Here is an 11332-nt window from a genome sequence, read left to right as displayed (position 1 = left end):
ATTGGAGCGGATCGTCACCGGGCAGCCGCTAACGATCGTGCGGGTCGGGCTCGATCGCTACGGCCGCACGCTGGGCGTGGTTTATGCGGGCGAGGTCAACACCAGCTGTGCGATGCTTTCGGCGGGTCAGGCCGAGTACGTGCGGCGGTGGGATAATGGCGGCGCGGTTCGCCGAGATTGCTCCGAATTGGCGAAATAGCTCACCGCGTTGTTGTCCCGCGCCGGGACGCTGCTCATGATAGCGCCCGCCTGCACCGAAGTCGCGGTATCGCATCCCCTAGCGCCTTGATTCGGCGCACCAAGTCCTCGCTTCGCAGCTACGTGCTAGCCGGCATTGCCTTTGCAACGAGACATTGGCAAATTTAAGTGAGAGAGGTGTCGCATGGCATCGGAACTGTATTCGAATGGGCGGTCTGCCCAAGTCCAGCAGAGTGATAGCGATATCGCGCCGCTTCGCGAAATCGACATTGATGGGCTGCTCGCCAAGGCCGAGGAGTTGCTCGCCGATCTCGACCTTGCGGGTACAGGGATGGCCGCGGCGTATATGTCGCAAGTCGTTGATGCCTTGAAGCGATCCAATCGCGCCTAGCGCTGGAAAACCTGACCTTTGGCAGGTATGCGGGCGGCATGGTTACCGCCGCCGCAGATCCCGTCGAAGCCATCAAAGCCACCCTGACGGACGGCCAGGTCGAGGTGCTCGATCTGCTGGCGGAGGGGCTGACCGGCAAGGAAATCGCCGGTCGTCTGGGCATCTCGGATTCTGGTGCGCGCCAGCGGATCGAGCGGGTCCGGCGCAAGTTCGACGGCCTCGGCAGCAACGAACTTGCCCGCCTGTGGCGCGAACACCGCGCGGCCGCCTCTTCGGATCGCTCCCAGCACCCGTGTACAAACTTGTCATGGCAATCTTCTCATCTCGCCGCCGACCCGATCCTTGGCGAGGAGCCGCCACGGAACCGGTCGTCGTCCGACCTCGAGTTTTCCGATGCTTACGTGATCGACACGTCTGCACCGTGGGCCCCGAGGAAGGACATCAGCCTGGTTCCGGAGGTGCTCGACGGTGAGAATGCCGTACCGGCCCGCTGGATGTTCGTTGCCGGCTTTGCAGTTCTGCTCGCCGTGCTCATGCTGGTGCTCTTCGCAATCGGCATGGCGTTCGTCCGGACCGGTTAGTTCTCGTCGCCTCCGATCCCGGATCGCAGCCATCGCTTCTGAGCAGCGGGTGGCGGAGAATGATTATGACCACTCCCGTCGAAGTAATGGGCATCCGCGTCGCTGACCGCCTCGCCACCGCCGAAAACCTTGCCAACCAGACACTCAGGGCCTTCGCCGCCCTGCAGCAGAGCATGATGGACGTCCGCACCGATAGCGATGTTGCGCCTTACGAAGGCCAGATCGCGGTGATGCGAGTGCAGGCCGCCGCCGGCAAAATCGTCGAGGCTCAGAGTGAGCTGTTCAAGGCGCACAAAAGCCTGCGTGCTGATTTCTGCCGCATCACGATGCTGCCCGACAGCAATTCGGATTGTCCGGCGTGGCCCGGCGTGGCCACTGAAGCCGTGGCAGCCTGATAACTTGACGGCAGGCAGCGGATCGCGGACCCGAGGGCATGATTGCCAGTGTCCTCGTCGATAATCGCTACCTTCTCCAATACGGGATTTTCGCCGCGCTGGCCGCTTATGCTTGCCTGCGCGGCGAAAGCCCCGAGAAGATTACCGGTCTCATTTTCGTAGCCGCCATTGTCGTCGAGTTCGTCCACCATCTCGATGGACGAAACGATCCCGGCACCAGCATCGATCTACTTCATCTTGTCCTCGACGCTGGGATGTTCGTGGGCTTCGCAATCGTCGCAATGCGAGCCAACAGGATATATCCCCTATGCATTCTCGCCATGCAGCTCATCGTGCTCGTAATGCATTTCCAGCGGGCTCTTTTCGATCCCCTCCCGCCCATCATCTACTGGATAATGGTGAGACTGCCCTCGTACTTGCAGATGGTAGCCTTCGCATGGGGCCTCGCCGCGCACCGGCGCCGCGCCCGTCGCGGGATACACGCGCCGCCCTGGCGGAGCTCCTTGCGCCGCTGATCGGAGAGCGGGCGCAGGCTGCGGCCGCTCGCCTCGTCGAGCGCTTCGGCACCCTCTCGCGCATCGTCGCCGCTTCGCCGGAGGCGCTGGCTGACGCGCTGGGCGAGCACGACGGCGCTGCCTCCGCCATAGTCGGCGCGCGGACGCTGGTCGCCAGCGCGCTGTACGAAAGCCTCACGGGGGAGCCGATCGATGTCGCCGATCGCCGACTGCACGATTACCTGCGGCTAAAGCTTTCGAACCCGGTCCAAGAGCGGGTGAAGGCGATCTATCTCGACGGCCAGTCGCGCTACCTCGGCAGCGAGATCGTCGCGCGCGGCACCATCGGCCGGGTGGGCGTTCCCGTGCGCGCGGTCCTCGCCCGCGCGCTCGAAATTTCGGCAACGCGCCTGTTGCTCGCGCACAACCATCCTTCGGGCTCCAGCCTTCCCAGCACCGAGGATTACGACGCCACCGACCGCTTCCGTGCGGCCGCCGCGCCGCTGGAAATCGTGCTCGTCGACCACTTGGTCGTGAGCACCGGCGGAGTCTACAGCATCGCGCGGGGAGAACTGCTGTGAGCAGAGCGAATAACACCGCCAGCGGATCTGCGCTTCGGGCGATGGCGCACGAACTGCTCGCGATGGCCGAACAGCTGGAGCGAACGAGTTTTGTACGCGACACACACCGGCTCGACAGCGAACACGTTCCGCTTCAAAACCTCGCCGAACTCGCCGCCCGGTTGCACGCCGATCGCGAACGGCGGCACGAGTATTTCGATTCCGCGCTGCTGGGCGAAGCTGCGTGGGACATGATGTTGTACCTGTTTGCAGCGGCCGTGGAGAAGCGGCAGGTCAGCATAACGACGGCCTGCAATGCATCGGGCGTGCCTTACTCGACTGCGCTGCGCTACATCGACGTGCTCGTCCGGCAGGGTCTGGCCATCCGCTCGACATCGGAAAAAGACAATCGCGTCAGCTACATTGCCATGACGCACGATTGCCGGGTCATCATGGCTGCCTATCTCTCACGCACGCTGCGCAATTCGCACGCCGCGGATCAGAAAGCCTTTCACCCCGCCCGCGCGGTGGCCCATTCGCCTGAAAGGAAACGCGCGGCAGGCTGAAGCGCGCGGTCAGTGCGCGGCGCGGCGCATGGCTTCGGGCTGCCGCGCAGAGACCTGTGCGAGCGCCTTTGCCAGACAAGCCACCACCGCGAGCGGCTCCGCGCAGCAGGCGAAATGCACCTCGTCCTCGCTCGCTGCCAGTACGACGGTGGCCATGACACGCCCGCTCGACGAGCAGGAGGTCATGTATCCAAACGCCACCTCCTCGTAGAGCAGGGCCGCAGCAGAATGCAGGGCGCCGGCGCCGAGCAGGAAGTCGAACCGTTCGCCATCATGGACGCGGCCGAGGATCCCGCGCACGGGAGCGGGAGCCTGGCGGAACGAGGAGGCGACGAAGCGAAGGCAGTCGGCTTGCTCCGCGGCATCGTCGGCCGCAGCACAGATCGACAGCCACGCGAGGATTTCCTCAGCCCAGCTCAGATTGGGCCGAACCGGCACAAGTACTACCATGCGCGTGGAGATACATTCATTCCGGAGCTAATTGTCGGGCCAATTTCCGTTGTCAATCGGCAACCCTTCTTTCGATACCTCGGCTTACATATCGACCGAGGCGCGCTGCGCCATTGGGGGGAATGATCTCCTGCAAAAACAAAAAGTTTGCTGTTTAAGGACGGTAGCACAGCATTCCCTGGAGCCAGCGATCAGATCCGACGATCCGTGAGCGCACGCGCCGCATGAGCGGATCCTGCACGCCCAACCCGACGCCCGACTGGGCTTCTCGCCTTGAAAGATACCTCGAAATCGGAGGCAGTTTGTCATGCCCGTTCCAAATGCGTGTCAGAAATCCGGCGAGGCGGCGCTGATCCGGGCCCCGCGATGTTGGCAAAGTCGGCACCGCATCTGTCGCTCGAGCCGCTCGACCTCCATGCTCTTTCGCCCCATGTGCAGTTGCTGCATCAGCAGCACCGGATTCAGCTCGGCCACATGGTGGCAGTTCGCGCATGTTACCCGCACGAGGTAGCCCTGCCGGGCGAATTCATTGATCGAATCGAGCTTGCTGCGGGTCACCGACACTTGAGAACAGATGCGGAACACGGGCGCAACCCGGCTGCGTCGCCAACCCTGTCGATTGCGACGGACATCTGCCAGGGTGGCCGTGCCAACCGAAAGAAGGACCCTGCCGTGACCGAACCGCTGCACCTCGCTCGCCTCGCCTGCGCGCGCTTTGAGGAAGGCGCTGCTGGCGGGGCGCAAGGTGAGCAATTGCTGCACCTAATTCTCGACGCTAAAAATGCGCTGACGCGGGCGCTCGAGGAGCTGCAGACGATATAATTGCCGGTGCGGACGTTTGCCCGATCGTAACCAAGCGCCTCAATCGTTTCGGGAATTTTCGCGGCTAGACGGCATTCACCAGATCGGCGGTCGAGGGGACTGCCGGACCAAGGGGGAATTCCGACCATGAAGTTTCTGATCCCGGCCGCTCTGGCCGCCGCTCTTGCCGTGCCCGCCGCCGCGCAGGAGGCTCCGATGCAGGTGCAGCGAACCAGCGAGGGCAATGCCTTCCTGCCCGCCAACACCGAGGTGCGCATGCGCCTGAATCAGGAGGTCACCACCCGCGGCGACACCTGGAACGAGGGCGACACCTTCCGCCTGACCGTCTCGAACGACGTGATGCTCGGCGATTACGTGGTCATCCCCGAAGGCAGTCCGGCCATGGGCCGCATAACCTGGATGACCAACCGCGGCATGTTCGGCAAGTCGGGCAAGATGGACATCGAGCTCGAGTACGTCGAGGTCAACGGCCGCCAGATCCCCGTCAACGGCACCTTCCGCCAAGAAGGCGAAGGCGCGACGCTGGCGACCGTGGGCGGCGTGCTGGTGGCGGGCATCTTCGCCGGCTTCATCACCGGCCGCAGCGCGGTGATCCCGGAAGACCGCGAGCTGGTGGCGACCACCGAGAACAACCTCGAGCTGGCGATCGCCGCCTCGGAAATCCGTCGCCAGCCCGTCGGCATCGCCCCGATCGCCCCGCGCGCGCCGAGCGCCGCGCTGGCCGCCACGCCAAATGCCGAGGTGGCCGGCGAGCTGGCAGTCGCAGAAGAGACGCCGGCGGTGATCAACAACAGCTCCAATTGATCCGAGGCACCACGTCCGGAGAGGGCGTCACCTTCGCGGGTGGCGCCCTTTCTCTTGCCTGGCGTTCCGCTTCACGGGAGGGCTGGACAGGATGTCGCGCGGCGGTAATCCATTGAGTCGGGAGGACAAGTGATCATGACCCGTTACGCCGAGGCAGAGTGTGCCACCTGCCATGCCATCCGCCCGAAGAACGAGATGCGGCAGGAAACCGTTCGCGTCGAGAGCGGCCAGACGCATTACGCAAGCTCGGGCAATCGATCTTCCAGCGGGCAATCGATGTCGTTCGGCGGCGGCCGTCCTGCGCGTTTGCGCATGGGAACTGGCACGTCGCGAAGGTCGCACGGCGGCACGCGCACGCACTATCGCAACGAGACCGTGTGGGTATGTCATGGCTGCAAGGCTCCGAAGTCGGCCGACACGCCGGGAATGGCGAAACTGAAGACAGGGCTTGTCGTCGGCGCCTTGTTCGCCGCCCTCGCTTTTTTCTCGTCACAGAAAGAAACGCCTGCACGGGAATTCAGTGCTGGCGTTCCATCCGACGACAGCATGGCTGAAGTGCAACCTGTATGGCCGTCAGCAACGCCAACCTCTGCCGCGGTCGCGGTTGCGGACGAGGCCTCTTTGCCGGAAATGAGATTAGGTACCACAACCGATGTTCGAAGCAGCGAGACAGATCTGCCCTTGGCGGCGCAGGAGGCGGGATTTGGTACCGAAGCAGACGATACCTGGGCGATGGATTATCACCGCGACGCCGATCTGAAGCCCTCGCGACCGGCAACAACCGTAACAGCCGCTTCTGCGGAGGATGCGTTGCCGCCTAATTGTCGCGCAATTTCAGAGGATGGCCTCGCCAACGAAGCCTACCTTCGAGAGATGGGCTGCGAGATGCTGATCAGGCGTTAGCGCTGCGATAAGTATCCTTTCGCAAATTCCATCCGGCGCTTACGCAGTCACTAGCTCTCTGGAAGGGCGAAATCGCTCGCTGGCATGCCGCCAGCAACTTTCTTGCCGATATTGATCGAGGCGAACAGCGGTGGGCCCACTATCGCCGGGAGAAGCCTTGACGGCACCCCGCTACCGTACAAACGATCTCAACTCGGCAGGTCCGAGTTTCCCGAGCTGTCGTCAGACTCCGCGCGAAAGTACGCCCCCGACGATAAATCAGGAAGACTCAACGATGACGTCTGAAAACGGACCAGAAAAATTGCGAACCTCGTCCACGCCATCGGCATCGATGACGGTCGGCGTGGTCCACTCGGCTTTAGGGTTCGATTCCATGGTAATTCCTTCTCTTGGAGAAAAAAGTTTTTCAAGATTCGATGGAGAGGTCAAGGCCGCCGCATAATCGCGCCACCGAACCTCGCGCCGCCGACGGCGGTTGGCAGCGCAGGCTCCGAGTGGGATCAAATCTTCGCCCCACACGCCGCCCGCAGCCGCGCGTTGTGCGCCTGGATCTCGGCCACCGTCTCGTCGCTGTCGAGTACGTTGCCCGGATCGTCATGCCCCGCCTCGTCGGCCTGCGCGTATTGGAGCGGCGCGTCGCCCTGGCACCAGCTCGAGTTATCGCGCGTTGGGGCGATATCGCTCGCAGGCAGCGGGTCGGCGGCTGTCTTGCAGGCACTGGTCAAAACGAGCAGCGCTGCGCTCGCCGCCAGTGCGGAGATCCTGTTCGGCATCGTTGGCATCCTTCAGTTGTTCGAGGGTCTGGTGCTGGCCTTGAACCACGGCGCGCGTCGCGCCCCGGTCCTCGGCGGTCGTGGCGATGGTCTCCACCGTGCTGTCGAGCCGCGCTGCGATCAGCCAAGCGAGCAGCAGCACGAGCGCCAGCGCGAGCGCGATCCACACCCAGCGCGCGAGGCCGAGCACCGGCTTGGCGAGGTCGAGCGGGCCCATCATGCCGCCCTCCCCTCGTACAGCGCGCGCTCGGCGAGGCGGCGGCGCTGCAGGCCCTTCATCACCCGGCCACCGGCGAAGCTCCAGCGCTCGAACTCGCGCGCCGCGCCCGCCTTGTCGCCAGCCACGTGTTTGCGGGTGAGCGTTGCGCGGGCGATGGCGCCGGTGTTGTAGTGGAAGCTGACGAGCGCATCGAACTCGGCCTGCGAGGTGTTGCGGATCGCTTTGCCGAGCGCTCGCAGCACCTCCTCGGCATAGCGCCGAAGGTCGAGGTCGAGCCGGGTGTCGCACTGCTCCTGCGTCCACACGGTTCCTGCGCGGATGCGGCCGCCGCCGAAGCCGTCCTGCCCCGTCGCGCCCCATCCGATCGTCCAGGGCTCGCCGCCGGTGCCGGGATCGGGGTAGGCGGCGAACCTGCCGTCCGGGCGGCGGCGCGCGCAGCCCTCAAACCGCTTGATCAGCGCTATGCCCGCCAGGCCCACGCGCAGCGGCCCGTCGCTGCGCTCGGCCTCGCTCGGCGGGTCGGGCGCGGTGCGGCTGTCGGGCACGCCGGCGGCATCGAGCGCGGCGGCGATCTTGGCCACGTCCTCGTCGGTGAAGACGCCGTCGGCATCCTCGCGGCGCGCGGCATCGAACATGGGCTTTCGCGGGTCGTTCATGGGTGTTCCTTTCTGTCGGGGTCGTCGAGCCGTTCCACGGCATCGAGCATGGGGCCGGGCAGTTCGTGTGGTCCCGGCGGAAGGTCGCGGCGCAGGCGCTCAATGCGCGTCTCGCGCGGCACACCCCAGAGCTCGCGCAGGTGCTGGATGCCGTCCTTGCCCTTGAAGCCGACCAGCAGGCCGACGCCCGCCGCCGCGAGCGAGGGGAAGCCCGGCATCATGTAGGTCGCGCTCGCCACGAGGATAGCCGAAACGATGAAGTTGGCGAGGCCCGAGGCGAGGCTGACCAGCATGTCGCGGCGGATGCGCCGGCTGTCCGCCTCGGCCTCGATCAGCCCGGCCGAGCGCAACACCCCGCCCGCCACCAGGCCGATCAGGATCGCGCCGTAGGTCTCGATATCGACGCCGCCGATCGTCACGTCGGCCAGCATCAGTCCGCCCGCGGGCACGGCATACTTGCCGCCGCCCGACGTCAGGGCGCCCAGGCTCATCGTCTCAACTCCCCATGAAGAAGGTGTAGACGAACCCGCCGACGAGGAAGATCGTCGCGGCTCCGTAGACGAAGCGCGGCCTGGGAACGCGCGAGCCGAGCCGCACGGTCGCGGCATTGGCCCAGCACCACCAGACGAAGGCGACGAACAGGTCGGCCACCGCCTCGCCGGTGACGTTGCGGTACTCGAAATCGAGCGCGATGAACGAGCAGCCGCCCACGATCATGCCGAGGTGCGCCCAGTTCCACGCGAGCTCGTTGCGGCGGCGATCGTAGGGCGGATACTCGTCGCGCTTGCGGCAGGAGTACCAGCTGCCGAGCGCAATGACCGACAGCGCCGCGGCCAGCATGCGGACGGTGAAGACGAAGGTGTCGATGGCGCGCGGGGCGACGAGCGCCCAGTCGATGAACATCGGACTCACCGCGACCACCAATCGACAGCGCACTCGGTCAGCGCATAGTCCACCAAGCCCGTCACGGCGCAGATGGCGGTGAGGGCGAGGAAGCGGGTCACGCCGCTGGCGCCTTGCTTCGGGCGATGCTATCGCGCTTGGTATGCTGGCCACGCTCACAGCGGTTCACGCCCTCGTCGCCCGCTTCCTGCAATTCATCGGCTTGCGGGAAGGCGAATGCGTCGGATGCGGCGAACCCTGCGAGAGCCATATCTGCACCCCGTGCTGGGAATGGTCGCAGATCTGACGGCAGCATCACGAAAGCACCGCTTCGTCGATGAAGGCCCAGTTGTGCAGCGGCTTGTTGATGCCCGCAGGCTCGAAGATGAGCGAGTCGCCCTGATCGTCGCGAAGGTTGCCCAGTCCCCTGCTCGTGTTGCCTTTGTGAGCGTATCGAACCTTCCACCCAGCAACGGGGGCAGAGGGGCACTGGATAGCTAATATGCCCTCGGCAGGATCGACCAGGCGAGGCACGCCAATGGTCTGTTCGACACCGCTGTCGTTCACGACCGAGAACCCGTAGTTGTCCTGGATGGGAACGGTTGTGGTGTCGAAAGCGAGCTTGCGCCCGGCGGCGAGGTTGTAACGCACCAGCAGAGTGTTGCCGGATACCTTGACGGAGGCCATCGCCAGCGGTTCGGGCTTCGCGCCCTCCACGACCCACCGATAGAACGCGAGCCCCATGTAGGCACCCAGCCAACGCGACCCCACGCCCGTCAGGTGGAACGCATCGCTGTAGGGCAGGAAATAGGTCGCTGCGGCGGCGAGGATATTGTCGTCTGCCGACATCTCCAGTTGCGCCAAGGCAATGGCCGGATAGGTTCGGCCCGATGCCCTGAACGTCGATGCTTGATAGGTAATGGCCGGCAGGATGAGCGAAGCATCTCCCGTGGCCGTGCGCGCTTCGTCCTGCGCGTCCGAAACCAACTGCCGGAATGCCGCCTTGTAGGTAGCGGGCGGGGTTTGGCCCGACTCATCGCTTTCGCCCTGCAACCACAGGAACGATTGCGGCGCATAGGAACGGCTTGCTGCAATGGTCGCAATCTTGGCCCGCTGGATATCCGTGGCGAGCCGGGTGAACGATTCCGTCCCCTTGCTGATCTGCACGATTTCGGAATCATCGCGCCCCGGCGCGGAATAGAGCTGGCGGCGCGAAACCGCCGCAAGGTCCACACCGGTTTCCGAAAGGTAGAGCTGCCGCAACATGACGGCGTGGCCCGTCGCCACCGTTTCGCCGTCGTGGCCGTTCCAGCTTTCCAGCAACGGAGCGAGTGTGGCCCAATTGGCCGCCGGGTCCGCGCCGCCGTCCTGCGCTCGAACGCCCGCCTGCGACTTAAGCGCATGAGGCTGCGCCACGGTGTCGATCACGGTTGCGCCGTGGCCCAGCGAAAGCGACTGCCCGTAAATGATGTGGTGGGCGTATTCCTCTGCCCGCAGCAGGTCCGAACCGGCGCCGCCGCCGTCCAAAACGTCAACTCGGCCCTCCAGTGCAAGGAATGCATCGCCCGTTACGACGCGCTCGTAAGCGCGCAGGGTGAAATGCACCTCCATGCGGACATTGGGCAGGTCGAAATAGGTGCCGAGGGTGCCCGAGTTCTGGTTGCTGGCATCCCAAAACGCCGGGTCCGCCGGGGAGCCGCTCGAATTGACCAGCAGGTTAGCGGATTCGACACGCAGATACTCACCCGCCAGGAAGGGCAACTCGCCCGGACCGAGGATGAATTCATTGAGCCCGACGACGGTAGCCTCGAAGGTGTAAACCGCTATCGACGTAAAATTGCCGCCACTGACTTTGTCGCGCCAGACCCTGAACGTGCCGGTCCTCGCCGCCATGATCCTGAACGACGCAACCTCTTGGTCGCGGGCGGAAGGGGCATCGAACAATACCGCTTCGAGTCCCAGCGGAGAGCCAGACACAAGGACGGCAGGACCGAACGAGTCGGTTTGCGCGCGAGAAAGGGAGGCCTCAAGGTTCGTGATCGTATCGACCGCACCCTCGACGATTACCGCCGCCGCCTCGGCACGGTCGGCTTGGACTGCCGCTTGGTCCACCACGTCGCCCAGCCCGTCCGCAATGGCCTGGGCCTGCGCGACGTAACCTGCGACGAGCTTGGTATCTTCGCCAAGAGACAGCCGCGTGCCGCCATCTGTGACCCTAAGAATGGTCGAGCTCATTATTCGGTGCTCCCGGCTTGAACGATAAAGGCGCCGCGCATGAAGACCTCGGCAAGGCCGGCGCGCGTGATGTGAAGGTCGTAGACGAGCGACAGGTCGGCATCGGGGTCGATCCCCGCCGCCTCTGCGCTCATCGCCTCCATCGTCGTTTCATTGATGCGAATGCCGATCTCGCTGACCGGCAGGCCGTTCACGGTGTCCAAACCGACGAACCGCACACCTTCCGCTGCCGCTGTCGTGACAGTCGAGAGGTCCGCACGGATCTGCCCGCCGTTCCAGCTATCGCGCACCTGCATCGCGAACGTCGCGTCTGTCAGGTCCAAACCTTCGACGTAGACGGAATGCGTGAAGGCAACCCAGCGCCCTGCTTTGAGGGGCCGGTTGACGGGCTCGATCATAGGT

19 protein-coding genes are annotated in these 11332 nt (G+C 64.6%); 11 read left to right on the top strand and 8 right to left on the bottom strand.

The features are described from left to right. The 7 genes from AAW00_RS13730 to AAW00_RS14390 form a co-directional block, all read left to right on the top strand. Positions 1-199: thermonuclease family protein (locus AAW00_RS13730; RefSeq protein ID WP_047004990.1), on the top strand; the 199-nt coding region annotated here is incomplete at its 5' end. A 183-nt stretch (positions 200-382) separates the two neighbouring features. Then, entirely contained in the window at positions 383-589 is a 207-nt protein-coding gene (locus AAW00_RS13725; RefSeq protein ID WP_047004989.1) for a hypothetical protein, read from the top strand. Between the two features lie 38 nt (positions 590-627). Beyond that, positions 628-1170 carry a response regulator transcription factor gene (locus AAW00_RS13720; protein WP_047004988.1) on the top strand — a complete coding sequence of 181 codons (543 nt, stop codon included), beginning with the start codon at positions 628-630 and terminating at the stop codon, positions 1168-1170. A gap of 65 nt (positions 1171-1235) precedes the next feature. Further along, on the top strand, positions 1236-1565 hold the full coding sequence (locus AAW00_RS13715; protein ID WP_156170096.1) for a hypothetical protein: 330 nt from the start codon (positions 1236-1238) through the stop codon (positions 1563-1565). 38 nt (positions 1566-1603) lie between these two features. Further along, positions 1604-2080 (top strand): hypothetical protein, encoded by a 477-nt coding sequence (locus AAW00_RS15200; RefSeq protein WP_052761968.1) that lies wholly within the window; start codon positions 1604-1606, stop codon positions 2078-2080. Further along, a complete protein-coding gene (locus AAW00_RS13705; RefSeq protein WP_047004986.1) occupies positions 2002-2640 on the top strand; it encodes a JAB domain-containing protein in 639 nt (212 codons plus the stop codon). Before AAW00_RS15200 ends, AAW00_RS13705 begins: the two co-directional genes overlap by 79 nt. Positions 2641-2681: 41 nt before the next feature. Beyond that, on the top strand, positions 2682-3185 hold the full coding sequence (locus tag AAW00_RS14390) for a hypothetical protein (RefSeq protein ID WP_052761967.1): 504 nt from the start codon (positions 2682-2684) through the stop codon (positions 3183-3185). 9 nt (positions 3186-3194) lie between these two features. Here AAW00_RS14390 and AAW00_RS13695 read toward each other — a convergent pair whose 3' ends face one another. Further along, on the bottom strand, positions 3195-3635 hold the full coding sequence (locus AAW00_RS13695; RefSeq protein WP_047004985.1) for a hypothetical protein: 441 nt from the start codon (positions 3633-3635) through the stop codon (positions 3195-3197). 327 nt (positions 3636-3962) lie between these two features. Next, entirely contained in the window at positions 3963-4193 is a 231-nt protein-coding gene (locus AAW00_RS13690) for a hypothetical protein (protein ID WP_156170095.1), read from the bottom strand. 114 nt (positions 4194-4307) lie between these two features. Between AAW00_RS13690 and AAW00_RS15110 the strand changes: the two genes are divergently transcribed. The 3 genes from AAW00_RS15110 (at position 4308) to AAW00_RS15105 (ending at position 6164) form a co-directional block, all read left to right on the top strand. After that, the gene (locus AAW00_RS15110; RefSeq protein WP_156170094.1) at positions 4308-4457 is read left to right on the top strand and encodes a hypothetical protein; all 150 of its coding nucleotides are present in this window, start codon (positions 4308-4310) and stop codon (positions 4455-4457) included. A gap of 126 nt (positions 4458-4583) precedes the next feature. Beyond that, the gene (locus AAW00_RS13680; RefSeq protein WP_047004982.1) at positions 4584-5261 is read left to right on the top strand and encodes a hypothetical protein; all 678 of its coding nucleotides are present in this window, start codon (positions 4584-4586) and stop codon (positions 5259-5261) included. Between the two features lie 135 nt (positions 5262-5396). Beyond that, positions 5397-6164: a hypothetical protein gene (locus AAW00_RS15105; RefSeq protein ID WP_156170093.1), complete on the top strand. Its 768-nt coding sequence runs from the start codon at positions 5397-5399 to the stop codon at positions 6162-6164. 657 nt (positions 6165-6821) lie between these two features. Here the strand turns inward: AAW00_RS15105 and AAW00_RS13675 are convergent. From AAW00_RS13675 to AAW00_RS13660, 4 genes are read right to left on the bottom strand one after another with little or no spacing between them, the layout of a single operon-like run. Next, the gene (locus AAW00_RS13675) at positions 6822-7157 is read right to left on the bottom strand and encodes a hypothetical protein (protein WP_156170092.1); all 336 of its coding nucleotides are present in this window, start codon (positions 7155-7157) and stop codon (positions 6822-6824) included. Beyond that, on the bottom strand, positions 7154-7813 hold the full coding sequence (locus tag AAW00_RS13670) for a lysozyme (RefSeq protein WP_047004980.1): 660 nt from the start codon (positions 7811-7813) through the stop codon (positions 7154-7156). The genes AAW00_RS13675 and AAW00_RS13670 overlap by 4 nt, the downstream gene beginning before the upstream one ends. Continuing rightward, positions 7810-8304 (bottom strand): hypothetical protein, encoded by a 495-nt coding sequence (locus AAW00_RS13665; protein WP_047004979.1) that lies wholly within the window; start codon positions 8302-8304, stop codon positions 7810-7812. Before AAW00_RS13665 ends, AAW00_RS13670 begins: the two co-directional genes overlap by 4 nt. A gap of 4 nt (positions 8305-8308) precedes the next feature. Then, positions 8309-8725 (bottom strand): hypothetical protein, encoded by a 417-nt coding sequence (locus tag AAW00_RS13660; protein ID WP_156170091.1) that lies wholly within the window; start codon positions 8723-8725, stop codon positions 8309-8311. 133 nt (positions 8726-8858) lie between these two features. Between AAW00_RS13660 and AAW00_RS15100 the strand changes: the two genes are divergently transcribed. Then, positions 8859-9002: a hypothetical protein gene (locus AAW00_RS15100; RefSeq protein WP_156170090.1), complete on the top strand. Its 144-nt coding sequence runs from the start codon at positions 8859-8861 to the stop codon at positions 9000-9002. An 8-nt stretch (positions 9003-9010) separates the two neighbouring features. On the opposite strand, the gene AAW00_RS13655 is transcribed toward AAW00_RS15100, so the two are convergent. Beyond that, entirely contained in the window at positions 9011-10930 is a 1920-nt protein-coding gene (locus AAW00_RS13655) for a sialate O-acetylesterase (RefSeq protein ID WP_047004977.1), read from the bottom strand. Continuing rightward, positions 10930-11328 (bottom strand): hypothetical protein, encoded by a 399-nt coding sequence (locus AAW00_RS13650; protein WP_047004976.1) that lies wholly within the window; start codon positions 11326-11328, stop codon positions 10930-10932. Before AAW00_RS13650 ends, AAW00_RS13655 begins: the two co-directional genes overlap by 1 nt. Between the last annotated feature and the right edge of the window lie 4 nt (positions 11329-11332).

The sequence above is a fragment of the Aurantiacibacter luteus genome, from assembly GCF_001010945.1.
GTDB lineage: Bacteria > Pseudomonadota > Alphaproteobacteria > Sphingomonadales > Sphingomonadaceae > Alteraurantiacibacter > Alteraurantiacibacter luteus.
This window is presented reverse-complemented; position numbering and strand designations above follow the sequence as displayed.